This is a genomic window from Klebsiella sp. K4 (assembly GCF_014596785.2).
Taxonomy (GTDB): Bacteria; Pseudomonadota; Gammaproteobacteria; order Enterobacterales; family Enterobacteriaceae; genus Klebsiella; species Klebsiella pneumoniae.
Map to the genome: position 1 here is coordinate 2,844,890 of NZ_CP115021.1, position 19,431 is coordinate 2,864,320.

At 59.2% G+C, this 19,431-nt stretch carries 19 protein-coding genes; 12 read left to right on the forward strand and 7 right to left on the reverse strand.

Annotated features, from left to right (window positions below):
* Positions 1-27 precede the first annotated feature (27 nt).
* The gene (tus, locus tag IB144_RS14225) at positions 28-960 is read left to right on the forward strand and encodes a DNA replication terminus site-binding protein (protein WP_004148259.1); all 933 of its coding nucleotides are present in this window, start codon (positions 28-30) and stop codon (positions 958-960) included.
* Here the strand turns inward: tus and fumC are convergent.
* The gene (gene fumC / locus IB144_RS14230) at positions 950-2,350 is read right to left on the reverse strand and encodes a class II fumarate hydratase (protein ID WP_002903315.1); all 1,401 of its coding nucleotides are present in this window, start codon (positions 2,348-2,350) and stop codon (positions 950-952) included. The genes tus and fumC overlap by 11 nt on opposite strands.
* 339 nt (positions 2,351-2,689) lie before the next feature.
* Positions 2,690-4,336, reverse strand: a complete 1,647-nt coding sequence (fumA, locus tag IB144_RS14235) for a class I fumarate hydratase FumA (RefSeq protein ID WP_065888648.1) — start codon at positions 4,334-4,336, stop codon at positions 2,690-2,692.
* A gap of 201 nt (positions 4,337-4,537) precedes the next feature.
* Between fumA and manA the strand changes: the two genes are divergently transcribed.
* The gene (gene manA, locus IB144_RS14240; protein ID WP_004176341.1) at positions 4,538-5,716 is read left to right on the forward strand and encodes a mannose-6-phosphate isomerase; all 1,179 of its coding nucleotides are present in this window, start codon (positions 4,538-4,540) and stop codon (positions 5,714-5,716) included.
* A gap of 86 nt (positions 5,717-5,802) precedes the next feature.
* A complete protein-coding gene (locus IB144_RS14245; RefSeq protein ID WP_004190339.1) occupies positions 5,803-7,362 on the forward strand; it encodes a YdgA family protein in 1,560 nt (519 codons plus the stop codon).
* Positions 7,363-7,401: 39 nt separating this feature from the next.
* Here IB144_RS14245 and IB144_RS14250 read toward each other — a convergent pair whose 3' ends face one another.
* Positions 7,402-8,430: a Mal regulon transcriptional regulator MalI gene (locus IB144_RS14250; protein ID WP_004148253.1), complete on the reverse strand. Its 1,029-nt coding sequence runs from the start codon at positions 8,428-8,430 to the stop codon at positions 7,402-7,404.
* Positions 8,431-8,602: 172 nt separating this feature from the next.
* Between IB144_RS14250 and malX the strand changes: the two genes are divergently transcribed.
* Together malX and IB144_RS14260 are read left to right on the forward strand one after the other, a co-directional pair.
* A complete protein-coding gene (gene malX, locus IB144_RS14255) occupies positions 8,603-10,195 on the forward strand; it encodes a maltose/glucose-specific PTS transporter subunit IIBC (protein WP_002903245.1) in 1,593 nt (530 codons plus the stop codon).
* Positions 10,196-10,246: 51 nt separating this feature from the next.
* Positions 10,247-11,419, forward strand: coding sequence for a MalY/PatB family protein (locus IB144_RS14260; RefSeq protein WP_009308961.1), 1,173 nt, complete (start codon positions 10,247-10,249; stop codon positions 11,417-11,419).
* Positions 11,420-11,432: 13 nt separating this feature from the next.
* On the opposite strand, the gene IB144_RS14265 is transcribed toward IB144_RS14260, so the two are convergent.
* Positions 11,433-12,461, reverse strand: a complete 1,029-nt coding sequence (locus IB144_RS14265) for a CorA family divalent cation transporter (protein ID WP_004179669.1) — start codon at positions 12,459-12,461, stop codon at positions 11,433-11,435.
* Positions 12,462-12,772: 311 nt separating this feature from the next.
* Between IB144_RS14265 and ydfZ the strand changes: the two genes are divergently transcribed.
* Positions 12,773-12,976: a putative selenium delivery protein YdfZ gene (gene ydfZ, locus IB144_RS14270; RefSeq protein WP_004151566.1), complete on the forward strand. Its 204-nt coding sequence runs from the start codon at positions 12,773-12,775 to the stop codon at positions 12,974-12,976.
* Between the two features lie 69 nt (positions 12,977-13,045).
* On the opposite strand, the gene IB144_RS14275 is transcribed toward ydfZ, so the two are convergent.
* Positions 13,046-13,525: a hypothetical protein gene (locus IB144_RS14275; protein ID WP_004151567.1), complete on the reverse strand. Its 480-nt coding sequence runs from the start codon at positions 13,523-13,525 to the stop codon at positions 13,046-13,048.
* Positions 13,526-13,761: 236 nt separating this feature from the next.
* Between IB144_RS14275 and IB144_RS14280 the strand changes: the two genes are divergently transcribed.
* From IB144_RS14280 to IB144_RS14295, 4 genes are all read left to right on the forward strand, one after another.
* Positions 13,762-14,115 carry a DUF1304 domain-containing protein gene (locus tag IB144_RS14280; protein ID WP_004179665.1) on the forward strand — a complete coding sequence of 118 codons (354 nt, stop codon included), beginning with the start codon at positions 13,762-13,764 and terminating at the stop codon, positions 14,113-14,115.
* A 103-nt stretch (positions 14,116-14,218) separates the two neighbouring features.
* On the forward strand, positions 14,219-15,427 hold the full coding sequence (gene yedE, locus IB144_RS14285) for a selenium metabolism membrane protein YedE/FdhT (protein ID WP_004179663.1): 1,209 nt from the start codon (positions 14,219-14,221) through the stop codon (positions 15,425-15,427).
* On the forward strand, positions 15,424-15,657 hold the full coding sequence (yedF, locus tag IB144_RS14290) for a sulfurtransferase-like selenium metabolism protein YedF (RefSeq protein ID WP_002903233.1): 234 nt from the start codon (positions 15,424-15,426) through the stop codon (positions 15,655-15,657). The genes yedE and yedF overlap by 4 nt, the downstream gene beginning before the upstream one ends.
* A 250-nt stretch (positions 15,658-15,907) precedes the next feature.
* A complete protein-coding gene (locus IB144_RS14295; RefSeq protein ID WP_004224558.1) occupies positions 15,908-16,300 on the forward strand; it encodes a DUF1398 domain-containing protein in 393 nt (130 codons plus the stop codon).
* A gap of 34 nt (positions 16,301-16,334) precedes the next feature.
* On the opposite strand, the gene IB144_RS14300 is transcribed toward IB144_RS14295, so the two are convergent.
* The gene (locus tag IB144_RS14300) at positions 16,335-16,493 is read right to left on the reverse strand and encodes a YqaE/Pmp3 family membrane protein (RefSeq protein WP_002903230.1); all 159 of its coding nucleotides are present in this window, start codon (positions 16,491-16,493) and stop codon (positions 16,335-16,337) included.
* A 282-nt stretch (positions 16,494-16,775) separates the two neighbouring features.
* Here IB144_RS14300 and gap point away from each other — a divergent pair, with 282 nt between their 5' ends.
* The gene (gene gap / locus IB144_RS14305) at positions 16,776-17,774 is read left to right on the forward strand and encodes a type I glyceraldehyde-3-phosphate dehydrogenase (protein WP_002903227.1); all 999 of its coding nucleotides are present in this window, start codon (positions 16,776-16,778) and stop codon (positions 17,772-17,774) included.
* Between the two features lie 48 nt (positions 17,775-17,822).
* On the opposite strand, the gene aldA is transcribed toward gap, so the two are convergent.
* Entirely contained in the window at positions 17,823-19,262 is a 1,440-nt protein-coding gene (gene aldA, locus IB144_RS14310; RefSeq protein ID WP_149358938.1) for an aldehyde dehydrogenase, read from the reverse strand.
* On the opposite strand from aldA, the gene IB144_RS14315 reads away from it, so the two are divergent.
* Positions 19,261-19,398 carry a hypothetical protein gene (locus IB144_RS14315; protein WP_004140057.1) on the forward strand — a complete coding sequence of 46 codons (138 nt, stop codon included), beginning with the start codon at positions 19,261-19,263 and terminating at the stop codon, positions 19,396-19,398. The two genes, aldA and IB144_RS14315, sit on opposite strands and share 2 nt — an antisense overlap.
* Positions 19,399-19,431: the final 33 nt, after the last annotated feature.

The following is a 19,431-nucleotide window of genomic DNA, read 5'->3' on the forward strand; positions in this document are numbered from 1 at the left end:
TAGTATGTTGTAACTAAGGTGGTAATAATGGCCAGCTACGACCTCGTTGAACGTCTGAATAATACCTTTCGCCAGATCGAGCTGGAGCTGCAGGCGCTCCAGCAGGCGTTAAGTGACTGCCGTCTGCTGGCGGGCCGGGTATTTGAACTGCCGGCGATCGGTAAGGATGCCGAGCACGATCCGCTGGCCACTATTCCGGTGGTGCAGCACATCGGCAAGACGGCCCTGGCGCGCGCCCTGCGCCACTACAGCCATCTGTTTATCCAGCAGCAATCGGAAAACCGCAGCAGCAAGGCCGCCGTACGCCTGCCGGGGGCTATCTGCCTGCAGGTTACCGCCGCGGAGCAGCAGGATCTGCTGGCGCGTATTCAGCATATCAATGCCCTGAAGGCCACCTTCGAGAAGATCGTCACCGTCGACTCCGGCCTGCCCCCCACCGCCCGTTTTGAGTGGGTACACCGTCATTTGCCGGGGTTGATCACCCTTAGCGCCTACCGCACGCTGACGCCCCTCGTCGACCCGAGCACCATCCGCTTCGGCTGGGCCAATAAGCACGTCATCAAGAATCTGACCCGCGACCAGGTGTTGATGATGCTGGAGAAAAGCCTGCAAGCGCCGCGGGCGGTGCCGCCGTGGACCCGGGAGCAGTGGCAGAGCAAACTGGAAAGGGAGTATCAGGATATCGCCGCCCTGCCGCAGCGGGCGCGGCTGAAAATAAAACGACCGGTGAAAGTCCAGCCGATCGCCCGCGTCTGGTACGCCGGCGAGCAGAAACAGGTACAGTACGCCTGCCCCAGCCCGCTGATCGCCCTGATGTCCGGCAGCCGGGGGGTCAGCGTACCGGATATTGGCGAGCTGCTGAACTATGATGCCGACAATGTGCAGTATCGCTACAAACCGGAGGCGCAGTCGCTGAGATTGCTTATCCCGCGCCTGCACCTCTGGCTGGCTAGCGAATAGCCAGGCTGCCGACCATCTCTTCCGGGCGCACCCAGCTGTCGAATTCGGCTTCCGTCAGGTAGCCCAGCGCCAGCGCCGAGGCTTTGAGAGTCAGCCCCTCATGGTGCGCTTTTTTAGCGATTTCCGCCGCCTTGTCGTAGCCGATATGGGTATTCAGCGCAGTAACCAGCATCAGCGACTCATTGAGCAACTGACTGATCCGCTCGCGATTCGGTTCAATACCCACCGCACAGTGCTCGTTAAAGCTCGCCATACCGTCCGCCAGCAGACGCACCGACTGCAGGAAGTTGTGGATGACCATCGGGCGATAGACGTTAAGCTCAAAGTTGCCGGAAGCACCGCCGATATTCACCGCCACGTCGTTGCCCATCACCTGGCAGCAGACCATGGTCAGAGCTTCGCACTGGGTTGGGTTAACCTTGCCCGGCATAATCGATGACCCTGGCTCGTTTTCCGGGATGGCGATTTCACCAATGCCGCAGCGGGGGCCGGAGGCCAGCCAGCGGACATCGTTAGCGATTTTCATCAGCGAGGCCGCCAGGCCTTTCAGCGCGCCGTGGGCATGGACCAGGGCATCCACAGTGGCCAGCGCTTCGAATTTGTTCGGCGCGGTGACAAATGGCTGTCCGCTGAGCGACGCCAGCTCGGCCGCCACGCGTACGGCATATTCCGGATGGGTATTCAGCCCGGTTCCTACCGCCGTCCCGCCCAGCGCCAGCTCGGCAAGATGCGGCTGACTGGCTTCAATGTGCTTCAGGCTATGGTCCAGCATCGCCACCCAGCCGGAGATCTCCTGGCCTAAGGTGAGCGGCGTGGCGTCCTGCAGATGGGTGCGGCCGATCTTGACGATATCCCTGAAGGCCACCGCTTTTTCATTGAGCGTCGCCCGCAGCGCCTGCAGCGACGGGATCACTTTTTCCCGCAGGGCAATCAGCGCCGCGACGTGCATGGCGGTGGGGAATACATCATTTGAGCTCTGGCTCTTATTCACATCGTCATTGGGATGAATTTTTCGCGCCATCCCCCGTTCTCCGCCGAGCAGTTCACTGGCGCGGTTGGCCAGCACCTCGTTCATATTCATATTGCTTTGGGTGCCGGAGCCGGTCTGCCAGATAGCCAGGGGGAACTCCTGCGCGTGCTTTCCGGCCAGCACTTCGTCAGCGGCGGCGACGATCGCCCCGGCTTTTTCCGCCGTCAACAGTCCGAGATCCTGGTTAACCTTCGCCGCCGCCCGCTTGGTCAGCGCCAGGGCGTATATCAGCTCCCCGGGCATTTTTTCGGTCGAGATGCGGAAATGCTCCAGCGAGCGCTGGGTCTGGGCGCCCCAGAGTTTATCGGCCGGGACCTCGATGGCGCCCATCGAGTCTTTTTCACTGCGATGCGTTGTCATTACTTTCTCCTTGGATGAAAAGTGCGTCATAGCGACAAAGCTCACCTGCTTAAAAGACTAAGTATTGGCCAGATTGATAAGTTGTTTTGGTGGTTCGTGCCGCGAAGCGACATAAAAAAAGCCGCCCCGAGGGGCAGCCCAGACCGCTGACAAAATGCAATCGTCGGGATTGCCCGGCGGCGCTGCGCTTGCGCGGGCCTACAGAGAACTGCATAACTTATTGATATTGCTGTCTTTCGTAGGCCGGGTAAGGCGAAAGCCGCCGCCCGGCAGAAAGGCGCTCACCCTAACGAAATCAGGTTTGTCATCGACCAGCGCCGCCCCGAAGGGCGGCCTGGGTTACTTCACGCAGCGGGCGCACTGCGAGGTCTGGATCTGCTGGAAGAAGTCATTGCCTTTATCATCAACGAGGATAAAGGCCGGGAAATCCTCCACTTCAATTTTCCAGATAGCCTCCATACCCAGCTCCGGATAGGCCACGCACTCGAGGCTCTTGATGCTCTGCTGGGCCAGCACTGCCGCCGGGCCGCCGATGCTGCCGAGGTAGAAGCCGCCGTGTTTGTGGCAGGCGTCGGTGACCTGCTGGCTGCGGTTGCCTTTCGCCAGCATGATCTTGCTCGCCCCATGGGACTGCAGCAGATCAACGTAAGAGTCCATGCGGCCTGCGGTGGTCGGCCCCAAAGAGCCGGAGGCGTAACCGTCCGGCGTCTTGGCCGGACCTGCGTAGTAGATCGGGTGATCTTTGACGTACTGCGGCAGCGCCTCGCCGTTGTCGATAAGCTCCTTCAGCTTAGCGTGGGCGATATCGCGGGCGACGATGATAGTCCCGCTCAGCGACAGGCGGGTGGACACCGGATACTGCGACAGCTGCGCCAGGATCTCGCTCATCGGCTGGTTAAGATTTACCTTCACCGCTTCGCCTTCCCCGGCCTGGCGCAGATGCTCAGGGATATATTTCCCCGGGTTGCTCTCCAGCTTCTCGATCCAGATGCCGTCGCGGTTAATTTTGGCTTTGATGTTGCGGTCGGCGGAACAGGAAACCCCCATCCCGACCGGGCAGGAAGCGCCGTGACGCGGCAGACGGATCACGCGGATATCGTGGGCAAAGTATTTGCCGCCGAACTGCGCGCCGAGACCAAGGTTCTGCGCCTCCAGCAGCAGCTCCTGCTCCATCTGCACGTCGCGGAACGCCTGGCCGTGCTCGTTACCTTCGGTCGGCAGGCCATCGTAGTATTTGGTGGACGCCAGCTTCACGGTCTTCAGCGTCGCTTCCGCCGAGGTACCGCCGATCACGAAGGCGATATGGTACGGTGGACAGGCGGCAGTACCGAGGGTGCGCATCTTCTCGACGAGGTAATTTTTCAGCTTCGCCGGGGTGATCAGCGCTTTGGTTTCCTGGTACAGATAGGTTTTGTTCGCCGAGCCGCCGCCCTTGGCGATGCAGAGGAATTTGTACTCATCGCCATCGGTAGCATAGAGATCGATCTGCGCCGGCAGGTTGGTGCCAGTGTTAACCTCTTTATACATATCCAGCGGCGCGTTCTGCGAGTAGCGCAGGTTGTCCTGGATATAGGTGTTGTACACCCCCTGCGCCAGGGCGGCTTCATCGCCGCCGCCGGTCCACACGCGCTGGCCTTTTTTACCCATGATGATCGCGGTGCCGGTGTCCTGGCAGGTGGGCAGAATACCTTTGGCGGCGATATCCGAGTTGCGCAGGAACTGCAGCGCGACGTATTTATCGTTTTCGCTGGCTTCCGGATCGTTAAGGATATCCGCCACCTGCTGCTGATGCGCAGGGCGAAGCATAAAGGAGGCGTCGTGGAAAGCATGCTGCGCCAGAAGGGTCAGCGCCTGAGGGTCAACTTTTAGCACTTCCTGGCCGGCGAATTCGGCGACGGAGACGTAATCACTGCTGAGGAGATAATACTCGGTGTCATCCTTTTTGAGCGGAAAAGAATCCTGGTAAACAAACGGTTTATTCGACATTGTACTCTCACTTACTGCTTTGGCTGATTATGTTTCAGGCAGGGACTCCATGTGCCTGTAGAAAAGCGAGTCGAACAATCTTACACAATTTTTTAACAAAAACTGAGACAAGGACGACTTTTTCTTTCAGCAGTTGCTTCTCCACCGTTTGCTGGTTTAATAGGGCGATAAAATTTACTTTGTTTGAAACAGGGATTGAGAATGCAAAAGCTGATTAACGCCGTGCAGAACTATGCATGGGGAAGCCACACCGCCTTAACCGAACTCTATGGCATCGCCAACCCGGACAATCTGCCGATGGCAGAGCTGTGGATGGGGGCGCATCCGAAGAGCAGTTCGCAGATCCTGGCGGCCGACGGCCAGCCGCGTTCGCTGCGCGAGGTGATTGACGCGGATAAAGCCGCTCTGCTCGGCGACAAGGTTGCCGCCCGCTTTGGTGAACTGCCGTTCCTGTTTAAGGTACTGTGCGCCGCTCAGCCGCTCTCAATTCAGGTGCATCCCAACAAGCAGGCCTCGGAAGAAGGTTTCGCCCGCGAGAACGCCGCCGGTATCCCGCTCTCCGCCGCCGAGCGTAACTACAAAGATCCGAACCACAAACCGGAGCTGGTTTTTGCCCTGACGCCGTTCCTGGCGATGAATGCATTTCGCGAGTTCAGCGAGATTGTCACCCTGCTGCAGCCGGTGGCTAGCGCGCATCCGGCAATCGGCGCCTTCCTGCAGCAGCCGGACGCGACTCACCTGAGCCAGCTGTTTGCCAGCCTGCTAAATATGCAGGGTGAGGAAAAGGCCAAGGCGCTGCAGGTGCTGCGCGACGTACTGGCCCGTGAACAAGGCGAACCGTGGCAGACTATCCGCCTGATCGCGGAATTCTATCCGGACGACAGCGGCCTCTTCTCCCCGCTGCTGCTGAACGTGGTGAAGCTGAACCCAGGCGAAGCGATGTTCCTGTTTGCTGAAACGCCGCACGCCTATCTGCAGGGGGTGGCGCTGGAGGTGATGGCCAACTCGGATAACGTACTGCGCGCCGGCCTGACGCCGAAATACATTGATATTCCTGAGCTGGTTGCTAACGTCAAGTTCGAGGCTAAACCGGCGGGTGAGCTGTTGACCCAGCCGCAGCGTCACGGCGCGGAACTCGACTTCCCGATCCCGGTGGAAGATTTTGCCTTCTCCCTGCATGACCTCTCCGCCGAGGCCAGCGATCTGGCCCAGGCAAGCGCGGCGATCGTGTTCTGCGTCGACGGTGAAGCCGTACTGCGCAAAGGCGACCAGAGCCTGACCCTCAAGCCGGGCGAGTCGGCCTTCGTGGCCGCCAGTGAATCGCCGGTGCAGATCAGCGGCCGCGGCCGCGTGGCGCGCGTTTTCAATAAGCTCCAGTAAGCGACTGACCCTTAAGGTCGCGCTTACTGTTGGTGATAACTCAGCCAGGCGGTCTCTCCGCCTGGCTTCATTTATGGATAAATGCTATGAAAAAATCGCTGGTCGCAGCAGGAGTCATCGTGGCGCTGGGCGTGGTATGGACAGGCGGCGCCTGGTTCACTGGTAAACAGCTGGAAGGCCGGATCGCCGATATGGTGCAGCAGGCAAACGCCCAGCTGCGCAGCAGCGCGCCGGAGTCAGGTCTGGAGCTGAGCTATCAGGACTACCAGCGCGGGCTGTTCAGCAGCCATCTGCAGCTGGTAGTGAAGCCGATCGCCGGTCAGGCTAACGGCTGGCTGGCCGCCGGGCAGAGCGTGGTGCTTGACGAAGTGGTCGATCATGGCCCCTTCCCGCTGGCCTCGTTAAAAGCCTTTAATCTGGCGCCGGCAATGGCTTCCGTCCACACCACGCTGGTGAAAAACGACGCCAGCCAGGCGCTGTTCGAGATAGCCAAAGGCGACACCCCCTTTACCGTCGATACGCGCATTGCCTACAGCGGCGACAGCCAGTCGGCTATCGTCCTTAACGCCCTCGACTACGCTAAAGGCGATGAGAAAGTCACCTTCAGCGGCGGTCAGTTCCAGCTCGACGCCGACCGCGACGGCAAAAACATCAGCCTGAAGGGCCAGGCCGGCAGCGGGCAGATCGATGCGCTCAACGAATATAATCAGAAGGTACAGCTGCGCTTCGTCAACCTGACCACCGACGGCGCCACCGAGCTGGCCAGCTTCAACGAACGTATCGGCCAGCAAAAAATGACCCTCGATAAACTGGCCATCAGCGTCGAAGGCAAAGAGCTGGCGCTGATCGACGGCATGGCGCTGGACGGCGGCTCGACGCTGACCCAGGACGGCAAAGGCGTGAACAGCCAGGTGAACTACACCGTCAACAGCCTCAAGCTGCAGGGGCAGGATATGGGCAGCGGCAAACTCACGCTGAAAGTGGATAACGTCGACGGTCAGGCGTGGCACCAGTTCAGTCAGCAGTACAGCGCGCAGTCTCAGGCGCTGCTGGCGAAACCGGAGCTGGCGCAGAATCCGGAGCTGTATCAGCAGGCCCTCACCGAAACGCTGTTCAATGCGCTGCCGATCCTGCTCAAAGGCAACCCGTCGGTGACCATCTCTCCGCTGAGCTGGCGCAATGCCAAAGGCGAAAGCACCCTCAACCTCTCGGTTCTGCTGAAAGATCCGGCCCAGGTGACCGCTCCGCCGCAGACCCTGGCGGACAGCCTGGATCGCGTGGTGCAGTCCCTGGACGGCAAAGTGGTGATCCCGGTGGATATGGCGACGGAGTTTATGACTAAGATCGCCGGTCTGGAAGGCTATCAGCCGGCCGATGCCGCCAAGCTTGCCGATCAGCAGGTCAAAGGCCTGGCGGCGATGGGCCAGATGTTCCGCATTACCACCATGGAAGATAACGCCATCAGCAGCAGTCTGCAGTACGCGAACGGCCAGGTGACGCTGAACGGACAGAAAATGCCGCTGCAAGATTTTGCCGCGATGTTTGGTCTGGAAGCGCCTTCGCTGCCGGACAGCGCGCCGCAGGAAGGCCAGCCGCAGCAGGATGACGCCGCTCCTCAGCAGGATGACGCCGCCCCGCAGCCGTAACTTATCGGTACAGGAGACGGCCAGCGCGCGCCGTCTCCCTCATTTTCGCGTCACCAGCCGCGGGGGCATAATCTGGTTTCGCGTCTCGCCAGTCCCCTCTTCCAGCCGCCGCAGCATCGAATCCGCCAGGCTTTTCCCCATCTCCCGCGCCGGGGTGGTCACCCAGGTGAGGGGCAGGTCGTCGAGGGCGGCCTCCGGCACGTCGGCAAACGCCGCCAGCGCCACCCGCTGCTCAAAGTAGCTCTCGACGCCATCTTCCCCGCTCTGTCTTCCAGCCCGTAACAGACCGAACCACGCGCCGGTGGCTACCACGTTGTTGTAGCACAGCACCGCGGTAATGGTCGGATTCTGGCGCAGCAGGCCGGTCATCGCCTCCGCCGCCTGCTTCTGGCTGGACTCGCACTCCAGCACCCATTCGCTGTGAAACGGCAGGCCGTATTTCAGCAAGGTGGCGCAATAGCCGCCGACCCGCTCGGCGCGCGTCAGCGAAGCACTCTGCCCGCCGAGCCAGGCGATCCGCTGATGGCCGCGGCGGATAAGATGCTCCGTCACCAGCTGCGCCGCCTGCATGTTGTCCGGGCGGATTAGGTCGACATCGTCAAGATAGCTGGCGCGGGAAGCAAACACCAGCGGCACCCCCGCCTCCGCCGCACGCTCGCGCAGCTCGCTCCCGCGGTCGATCGCCCCGGCGATAATCACCCCGTCCACCCCCTGCGCCGCCAGCGTATCAAACCGCTGGGCCATCTTCTCGCCGCTGCGGCCTCCCTGGGTGAGAAATACCATTTTCCCCTGCCTCTCCAGGGCATCGGTGAGGCCGGCGGTTAATTCAGCATAAAACGGTTTTGACAGGTCGCTGACGATAAGGCCAATCACCCCGCTCTGCCCACCGCGCAGCGAGGCCGCCTGACGGTTGCGCACAAATCCCAGCTGTTCGATAGCCTGATTAACCCGCTCGCCGGTGGCGCTGGAGATGCGCCCTTTGCCGCTCAGTACCAGTGAAACGGTACTCACGGAGACGCCGGCAGCCAGCGCCACATCATTGATGGTGATCTTTTTTGCGATTGCCATAACCTGCTGGCTGACTCCCTTGCCTGTCGATAAATCGTTTTATCATTGTGCGATCTTTATAAACCTTATTATCGCTTGAATATGTGATTTTTATCGCACTAAAAAGTGGTAAAACGTTTTATCTTGCCGTGGCGTTAGTTCTCCCGACCACTTATGAATCAGGAACCGTGCTATGACGGCGAAAACAGCACCAAAAATCACCTTATGGGAATTTTTCCAGCAGCTGGGAAAAACCTTCATGCTGCCCGTAGCGTTGCTCTCGTTTTGCGGGATCATGCTGGGGATCGGCAGCTCGCTAAGCAGTCACGATGTTTTGACTCTGCTGCCGTGGCTGGATATGCCGCTGCTGCAGGCCATCTTTATCTGGATGAGCAAGGTCGGCTCCTTTGCCTTCAGCTTCCTGCCGGTCATGTTTTGTATCGCCATCCCGCTGGGTCTGGCGCGAGAGAACAAAGGCGTCGCCGCCTTCGCCGGCTTCGTTGGCTACGCGGTCATGAACCTGGCGGTCAACTTCTGGCTGACCGCGAAGGGTATTCTGCCCACCACCGACGCCGCGATCCTGAAGGCCAACAATATCCAGAACATTATCGGCATTCCGTCAATCGATACCGGGATCCTCGGGGCGGTGATCGCCGGAATTATCGTCTGGCTGCTGCATGAACGCTTCCATAACATTCGCCTGCCGGACGCCCTGGCCTTCTTCGGCGGCACCCGCTTCGTGCCGATCGTCACCACCGTGGTGCTGGGGCTGGTTGGGCTGGCGATCCCGCTGGTATGGCCAGTCTTCGCTATGGGGATCAACGCCCTCGGGAAGATGATCAACAGCGCCGGGGATTTTGGGCCGATGATCTTTGGCACCGGCGAGCGACTGCTGCTGCCGTTTGGCCTGCACCATATTCTGGTGGCGCTGATCCGCTTTACCGAAGCCGGCGGCACCCTCGACGTCTGCGGCCACAGCGTCAGCGGCGCGCTGACCATCTTCCAGGCGCAGCTGAGCTGTCCGACGACCCACGGCTTCGCCGAAAGCGCCACCCGTTTCCTGTCGCAGGGTAAAATGCCGGCATTCCTCGGCGGCCTGCCGGGAGCCGCGCTGGCGATGTACCACTGCGCCCGTCCGGAAAACCGACATAAAATTAAAGGCCTGCTGATCTCCGGGGTCATCGCCTGCGTGGTCGGCGGCACCACCGAGCCGCTGGAGTTCTTGTTCTTGTTTGTCGCGCCGGTCCTGTATGTCATCCACGCGCTGCTGACCGGTCTCGGCTTTACCATCATGGCGGTGCTCGGGGTAACCATCGGCAACACCGACGGCAATATCATCGACTTCGTGGTGTTTGGCATTCTGCATGGCCTGGCGACCAAGTGGTATCTGGTGCCGGTGGTGGCGGCTATTTGGTTCGCGGTCTACTATGCCATCTTCCGCTTCGCCATCACCCGCTTCAATCTGAAAACGCCGGGCCGCGACATCGACACTGCCGCCAGCGTGGAGAAAGCCGTCGCCGGTACCATCGGCAAATCCGGGTATAACGTACCGGCGATTCTGGCGGCGCTCGGCGGCGCAGAGAACATTGTTTCGCTGGATAACTGCATTACCCGTCTGCGCCTGTCGGTGCACGATATGAGCAAAGTGGACGCCGCCGCGCTGAAAGCCCATCGCGCCATCGGGGTGGTACAGCTCAACCAGCATAATCTGCAGGTGGTTATTGGCCCGCAGGTACAGTCGGTAAAAGATGAGATGGCCACGCTGATGAATACCGTGCAGGCCTGATCCCACTAGTCCCCCTCCGCTACGGAGGGGGCGCTCGCTAAGGAAGCTCCAATGTTTGATTTTGCCACCCCTATCGATCGCCACGGCACCTGGTGCACGCAATGGGACTATGTCGCCGACCGGTTTGGCGCCGCCGATCTGCTGCCGTTCACTATTTCCGATATGGATTTCGCCACCGCGCCCTGTATTCTCGACGCCGTCAGCCAGCGGCTGGCCCACGGGGTGTTCGGCTACAGCCGCTGGCGCAACGAGGCGTTTCTCGGGGCGATTGCCCACTGGTACGCCAGCCGCTTTAACAGCGACATCGATCCGCAATCTGTGGTCTACGGACCGTCGGTTATCTATATGGTGGCGGAAACCATCCGCCAGTGGTCGAAAGAAGGCGACGGCGTCGTGGTCCACACCCCTGCCTACGATGCGTTCTATAACACCATCACCGCTAACCGGCGGCGGATTGCCCCGGTGCCATTGATCCTGAAGGATAATCGGTGGCGCTGTGATATGGACCGCCTGGAGGCGGCGCTGGCGGAGCCAAAGAATACCCTGCTGCTGCTGTGCAGCCCGCACAACCCAACGGGGAAAGTCTGGCGTCGCGAGGAGCTGGAGACTATGGCGGCCCTGTGTCAAAAACATGGCGTCAGGGTGATTAGCGATGAAATTCATATGGACATGACCTGGGGCGAACACCGCCATATCCCGTGGAGCGAGGTCGCTCAGGGACCATGGGCGCTGTTCACCTCCGGTTCGAAGAGCTTCAATATTCCGGCCTTTACCGGGGCCTACGGCTTTATCCCCGAAGAGAACGAGCGCGACAGCTACCTGCAGGCGCTAAAGGGTCGCGACGGGCTCTCTTCCCCTTCCGTGCCGGCGCTGGTCGCCCATATCGCCGCCTACCGCGACGGGGCTCCCTGGCTCGATGCCCTGCGCGACTACCTGCAGGCGAATATGCGCTATGTCGCCGACACGCTCAACAACGCCTTCCCCGCGCTCTGCTGGCAGCCGCCGGAGGCCACCTACCTGGCATGGATCGACCTGCGCCCGCTCAACGTTGACGATCGCGCGCTACAGCAGGCGCTGATCGCCGAACAGAAGGTGGCGATTATGCCGGGTTATACCTATGGTCCTGAGGGCAACGGCTTTCTGCGACTCAACGTCGGCTGCCCGCGCGAGAAGCTGGAACGCGGTGTCGAAGGACTGATTGCCGCTCTGCGCAGCCTCAGCTGATTCGACGCGCAATCTACAGGTCATCGCGCCGGCGAAACGCCAGGTAACCGGCGCCGAGGGTAAAGACAGCGACAATCACCACCAGCAGGATAAACCCGTGGTGGTTGCTTGCCAGCGGGATCCCACCGACGTTCATGCCGAAAAAACCGGCGACGATGTTAATCGGCAGCGCGAGGACGGTGATCACCGTCAGGGTATAGAGGGTGCGATTGCTCTGCTCCAGCTGGCGGGCGCCAATCTCCTCCTGCAGCAGACTGATGCGCTCGATCAGGCCCGACAGATCGTTAAGCACCACGCTAAACTCTTCGGTGAACTGACGAAACGCCTGCACCACCGCGCGATCCATCCACGCCGGCGGCCGGTTAAGCAGCCGGAACATCGCCGCCGGCTCCGGCGCCAGCAGCCGCTGGAAGCGTAAAAGCATCCGCCGTAGCCGCGCCAGATCGGCCCGGTTGCGCTGCACGTGATTGCTCAGAAGACGCTCTTCAATAAGGTCAACATGGCGGCTGGCCTGGCGGACGACCTGCTCCAGCACCTCCTCCTGCTCCTCCAGCAGAAAGGCCAGCAGCTCAGTAGACGTGTTCACCCTGAGCGTCTGCAAGCGCGGCAGCATCCATTCGATAAACCGCAACGGTTTGAAGCGCGCCGTCACCACCAGCCTGGGGCTACAGTAGAGCCACAGCGTGGCGGTTTCCGCGCTGGTATCCTGCGGACGAAACAGCACATCGTTAAGCACAGCGAACAGATTTTCCCCCTGTCGCTCAATGCGGGTGGTGTGCGAGCCGCTGCGGATCTCCTCGAAGAAAAAATCGGCCACCGGAAAGTGGCTGGTTAACCATTTCTCGGCGGTGGCGTGATTAAGATTCAGGTGTAACCAGATAAACGCCTTGTCATCGGCGAGCGCCTGATAGCGGGCGCATACCTCGCCAGAGGCGATCGGCTGCGGGGGGCGCTGTTCATGAAACAAATAGCCATGCACCAGGCCGGAAACTTCACTATCAAAATCGGGCTTTAACATCTTCGCGGTGACGTCTTGACTCATGGCTCCCTCAGGACAGGCACTGGCACCGTTGATGCCCGAATATTGCCATCTTTCGCTATTTTCCGCGGGCTGGCAAGGTTAATAATCTGGTCATAAAACAGTAACCTGGCTGACATATGACGGCCAGTATCACGCTTCATCCCCTCGCCGCGCAGGCGATGCGATGGAGGCGAACAGAAGGTCTTCTTGCCTTTATGCTCAGGTGGTTATTAAAATAAATTTGATTATCCTCAAAACTTTTTTAGGCAGAAAGCGGTATTAATTTGCGCGCTTAATCATTGCTTTCACCCAGGTTTATTGAGGAGGAGACCATGAAAACCTATGACCGTAATCGTAACGCTATTGCTACCGGCAGCATGGTAATGATCGCCGGTAACGGGACGACGGGCGTGATTAAAGCTATCCATGGCGAGGGGAAAACCGCTGAGCAGTTGCGCCGGGCGGACTGCGTTGAAATCGACGGCTGCGAGGGCCGCTTCTGCCCGTTGGATCTGATCCGTCTCGGCTTCCATTAATTCCTGCCGCCAGGTCGTTAGTATCAGGCCACCTGTGGTGGCCTGCTCTTTTCCCGGGTAATAAAGCGTCTAGCGAAAGCTCCACTGAACACTCATCACAAAGATCGCCGGCACAATAATGCCGCCTTCCACACCGAAATAATCGGTGAAATTATATTGCAGGCCATGATAGAGGTAGGGCGAAAAACCGATGCCGGTGATTTTTTTGGCGGTGCGGTAGGTGCCGGAATCCCCACAGTGGCTGAAGGCATCAAAGAAAAATTCCCCGGTATAGGCATACACCCCTTTCAGTACCCAGCCGGTATCGTTTTTCAGCCAGTCGCGGCGCACGCCGAGGGTCAGGCAACGATCGTCAAAGCTGTTTTTCATCGTTCCGACCAGCACGCTGTATTTTGAATCCTGAGAAAACTTGCGCTCCACCGAGAAAAAGTTGTTATTGAAATGTTCGTTATATTGTCCGTGGTTACCCGTCATATGATAGACATAGGAGCCGGTATTCATCGAATAGAGGCTTAATTCCCCGGCCTGCGCCGACGGCATGGCAACCATTAGTAGGCCTGATAACAAAATCCATAATTTATTTACCATTCAGTAACCTATGCCATACCCGTAAAAAGAACCCGGCATGCTAGCACCGCTTAGCTAAACCAAAGGGCAATCAGATAAACCAACGCTCTTCGCGGCGGGAAAATATGACGCTATCTGCACTATAGCAGTCGTCCTCTCGCCTGGTGAGCGCCTGCGGTTATACTGGAGAAACATTCCCCTAATCGTTAAGGACCGCTGTGTTAGCCACTCTCCTCGTTGCGCTGGTCGCTATTATTCATCTCGCCATCCTGGTGCTGGAGATGTTTCTCTGGGAAGGCTCCGCCGGGCGCCGGGCCTTTAACCTCAGCGCCGATTTCGCCCGGCAGACCCGGGTGCTGGCGGCCAACCAGGGCTTGTATAACGGCTTTCTGGCCGCCGGCCTGGCATGGGGGCTGTGGCTGGGGGCGCCGGGGGTGCAGGTGGTTATCTTTTTCCTGGCCTGCGTGCTGGCCGCCGGGATTTTCGGCGCGCTGACCGCCAGCCGCAAAATTCTCTATATTCAGGCGCTGCCCGCGCTGCTGGCGCTGGTTGCCGTGCTGACGCAAGCGTAGGGCCTTGATCCAAAACAGAGAAAGCAGGCGCTAAGGCGGGTACTATTTGCCCCCTTTGGTCGGTCATCGACCGTTAATACCTTCTGAGTTCAGAGGCATTTTTATGACATGGCAATCCTTCAAACAGGCCTGGCTTATCCGGTTCTGGTCTCCTGTCCCGGCGGTCATTGCCGCGGGCATTCTCTCTACCTACTATTTTGGCATCACTGGCACCTTCTGGGCGGTGACCGGCGAATTCACCCGCTGGGGTGGTCAGCTGCTGCAGCTGCTGGGCGTCCACAGCGAACAGTGGGGCTATTACCAGCTGATACATCTCGAAGGGTCGCCGCTGACCCGCATCGATGGCAGGATGATCATCGGCATGTTCGGCGGCTGCCTGGCCGCCGCGCTGTGGGCGAATAACGTCAAACTGCGCCTGCCACGCAGCCGGATCCGCATTGCGCAGGCCGTGGCGGGCGGCATCATCGCCGGGTTCGGCGCACGGCTGGCGATGGGCTGCAACCTGGCGGCCTTCTTCACCGGCATTCCGCAGTTCTCCCTGCACGCCTGGCTGTTTGCCATCGCCACCGCCATCGGCTCCTGGTTTGGCGCCCGCTTCACGCTGCTGCCCCTTTTTCGCATCCCGGTAAAAATACAAAAGGTGTCCACCGCCTCGCCGTTAACCCAAAAACCGCAGCAGGCGCGCCGCCGTTTCCGCCAGGGGATGGTGGTCTTTTTCGCCATGATCGGCTGGGGCCTGCTCACCGCCGCAGACCACCCGGCGCTCGGCCTGGCGATGCTGTTTGGCATTGCCTTTGGCCTGCTTATTGAGCGCGCGCAGATCTGCTTTACCTCCGCCTTTCGCGATATGTGGATCACCGGCCGGACGGTGATGGCGAAGGCGATTATCTTCGGCATGGCGGCGAGCGCCATCGGTATCTTCAGCTATGTGCAATTGGGGATGGCGCCGAAAATTATGTGGGCCGGTCCTAATGCGGCGATTGGCGGGCTACTATTTGGCTTTGGCATCGTGCTGGCCGGCGGCTGTGAGACCGGCTGGATGTACCGGGCGGTGGAGGGCCAGGTTCACTACTGGTGGGTTGGGCTGGGCAACGTCATCGGCTCAACGCTGCTCGCCTGGTGCTGGGACGATATCGCCGCCCCGCTCGCCACCCACTGGCAGAAAGTCAACCTGCTGAACGCCTTCGGTCCCTTTGGCGGACTACTGGCCACCTATCTACTGCTGCTGATCGCCCTGCTGCTGGTGATCGCCTGGGAGAGACATTTTTTCCGCCGCCAGGCGGCGGTCCGGACCGTGAAGGAGAGCGCATGAAAAACATCATCCCTGATTATCGCCTGGATATGGTCGGCGAACCCTGCCCGTATCCGGCGGTCGCTACCCTGGAGGCAATGCCTTCCCTGCAAAAAGGCGAGATCCTCGAAGTGGTCAGCGACTGTCCGCAGTCGATCAATAACATTCCGCTTGATGCAAGGAACCACGGCTACACGGTGCTGGATATTCAACAGGATGGCCCAACCATTCGCTATTTGATCCAGAAGTAGCGCCGTTTTCCCGCCGGCGGCCTTCCCCGCCGGCGCTTGTCTTCTCGTTCCCGCCTCGCCGTTCGCTTACGCATCGCTGACCAGGTAGCCAAACGATTGCAATAGATTGTAACACTTGAAACCGTGTTCCAGTTACGCAATAACCATTAATATAACGCGCCTATATTATTAAAATGCGAATAAGTTATTTAGTGAATGGTTTCTGCCGCTATCGGCCAAAGCCGCACACAGCGACACGATAAGGATCGAAATGGAACTGCTGGTCAGGCTGGGTCATTTTTTTGAGCAAGCGCGTTCTGACGCCGACTATGCCACCTTCGCCAATGAACTGCGTCGGCATCAGGTCTCCTACTACATCTATTTTGTTTCCACCGGCAATATGAATTTCGTAATGGCAAACGACGAGGTGGTCTCGGTAAAAAGCGCCCGCGGGCTGCTGCGCGTTCGCGCTGAGGCCAGCCATTGTCTGACCAGGGCCGCCGTTATCCGCCACTTTGCCCGGGCCATTAACTTTGAACAGTACTGCCGGGATCTCGCCAGCGCCGGGGTGTTTAAGTGGATCGTCGATCTTGAAGAGGAGACCCGGCACTACTGGTCGAAGGATAATACGCTGTTATATAAAGAGTGCCTGATGCCCCCCTGAGCCGGTCTCAGGGGGAGGCGGCGAGGGTCAGCCTTTAATCGCGGGTCTGCACCCAAAAGGCGTGGATCAGGCCAGGAATATAGCCCAGCAGGGTCAAAATGATATTGAGAATAAACGCCCAGCCGAAGCCTTTTCCCAGCAGCACACCCAGCGGCGGCAGAATGATAGTGAAAACGATTCTCCAGAATCCCATAACCTCTCCCTTCGTCTAACGTCAATTTTTTACTAAGCTATTCAATAGTTAAGCATAGACGCTTTTCGTCGTTTCGCCAGCAGGCAGCCCCCTCATCTCTGGTAACAAAAATCATTCCCTGCCGTCACGGGCAAAAAAGACCGGGAAAACATTCACTTTTCCCCTCTCCGGCCCGCAGGCCCTGGCAAAGCGCACAGATTGTCAGTTGACCAATCAGGGGGACAGGGCTAAGCCTGGAGGAGTTTCATCACATCGAGTCGTTTTACCAACCGGAGAATATCCATGAGTAAACTTGGGATTAATGGATTTGGTCGTATCGGACGTCTGGTGTTACGTCGTTTATTAGAAGTCGACAGCAGCCTGGAAGTGGTGGCTATCAACGACCTCACTTCGCCAAAGGTGCTGGCCTACCTGTTGAAGCATGATTCAAACTACGGCCCCTTCCCGTGGAGCGTCGACTTTACCGAAGATGCGCTGATCGTCAACGGCAAAACCATTACGGTGTATGCCGAAAAAGAGGCGCAGCATATTCCATGGCAGGCGGCAGGCGCCGAGGTGATTGTGGAGTGTACCGGGTTCTACACCTCGGCCGAGAAATCGCAAGCCCATCTCCAGGCCGGCGCGCGCAAAGTGCTGATTTCCGCCCCCGCCGGCGAGATGAAAACCATCGTCTACAACGTCAACGATGACACCCTGACCCCGGATGACACCATCATCTCCGTGGCCTCCTGCACCACCAACTGCCTGGCGCCGATGGCCAAAGTTCTGCAGGATGCCTTCGGCATCACCGTAGGCACCATGACCACCATCCACGCCTATACCGGCACCCAGTCGCTGGTGGACGGGCCGCGCGGAAAAGATCTGCGCGCCTCCAGGGCGGCGGCGGAAAACGTTATCCCGCACACTACCGGCGCGGCAAAAGCCATTGGCCTGGTGATCCCTGCCCTGAGCGGTAAGCTGAAAGGCCATGCCCAGCGCGTACCGACCAAAACCGGCTCAGTGACGGAGCTGGTATCGGTGCTGGAGAAAAAGGTGACTGCGGATGAGGTCAATCAGGCGATGAGGCAGGCGGCCGAGGGTAACGAATCCTTTGGTTACACCGAAGAGGAGATCGTCTCTTCCGATATCATCGGCAGCCATTTCGGTTCGATCTACGATGCTACCCAGCTGGAGATTGTGGAGGCCGGCGGCGTACAGCTGGTGAAAACCGTCGCCTGGTACGATAACGAATACGGCTTTGTCACCCAACTGATCCGCGTGCTGGAGAAATTTGCCCGCTAAGTGAACGGCGGACAGCCTGCGCTGTCCGCCGGTTCTGTGTGGAGTGCCTCAGGCCTGCAGATAGACCACCTGGGTCTGCAGGTACTCATTCAGGCCGTGGCGGCCATCTGCGCCGCCGATCCCCGACTTACGCCAGCCGGCGTGGAACCCCTGCATCGCCTCAAAGTTCTCACGGTTGATATAGGTTTCGCCAAACTTCAGTCCCTTAATCGCTTTCATCGCCACGTTCAGATCGCGGGTATAGATTGAGGAGGTCAGGCCATAATCGCTGTCATTGGCCATCGCCAGCGCCTCATCGAGGGTCGAAAAGGCCACCACCGGCAGCACCGGACCGAAGGTTTCCTCATGGATAATGTCCATCTCCTGACGTACATCCAGCAGCAGGGTCGGCGGATAAAAATAGCCTTTGCCCTCCAGCGGCTGACCGCCCAGCGCCACCCGCGCCCCCTGCGCCACCGCCTTCGCCACTTTGCCCGCCACCTGGTCCCGCGCCGCCGCGTTGATCAGCGGCCCCATCGCGATGTCATCTCGCGTCGCCGGGTCGCCAAACTGGACGGCCTTCATCGCCTCACCGAGGCGGTTGACGAAGCGGTCGTATATTCCCTGCTGAACATAGACCCGCTCGACGCAGTTACACACCTGCCCGGTGTTAATCACCCGCGAGTCCACTACCGCTTTCACCGCCAGCTCCAGCTCCGCATCATCCATTACAATGGCAGGCGCTTTGCCGCCGAGCTCGAGGCACACTTTGGTGATATTTTTCGCCGCAGCGGCCATAATTTTTTCTCCCGCCGCCACGCTGCCGGTCATGCTGACCATCGCCACCTTCGGATTGCCGGCCAGCTCCTGGCCAACGGTTTCTCCGCGGCCAAGCACAAGGTTAAAGACCCCTTTCGGCAACCCAACCTGATGGACAATCTCGGCAAAGGCGATGGCATTATTGGGCGTAAATTCGCTGGGCTTAATGACAATGGTATTTCCAGTGATCAGAGCCGGCGCCAGCTTGCGGGCGATAAGAAAGAACGGGAAGTTCCACGGCAGGATCCCGGTGGTCACCCCCAGCGCGCGTTTAAAGACAAGGATATTCTCCCCCGGGCGATCGCTCTGCACGATCTCACCTTCGTAACGGCGCGCCCATTCTGCCATATAGTCGAGATAGTCCGCGGTGAACTCAACCTCCACCGCCGCCAGCTGCTGGATCTTGCCGCCTTCAGCGACAATCAGCCCGGCGATCTCGTCGGCACGCTGGCGGATACTGGCGGCAATTTTGCGCAGCCAGCCCGCACGCTCAATGGCCGGCAGCGCTTCCCAGCCGGGCTGGGCGCGCTCGGCGGCGTCAATCGCCAGCCGTGCCTCTTCGGCAGTCCCGTCCGGGATCCGCGACAGCAGCGCTTCGGTCGCCGGGTTAAGCACGTCGATCCAGCCGTCGCCGCGACCGGAAACGAACTGGCCATCAATATACATCGGGTGTTGAACGGGTGCTGTCATGGCTGCTCCTGTGGTGCATTTGTATTTAACAGGTGATTTTTTTGTTAAATATCGGGCGGATAAGCCGCTGTTCGGCAGCACATTGACGCAGTTCTGTGAGCTGATTCATAAAAACGGGCCAAAAATGCCCGCTTGAGGTTACATTTTAATAACACAAATTGCCCGTTTG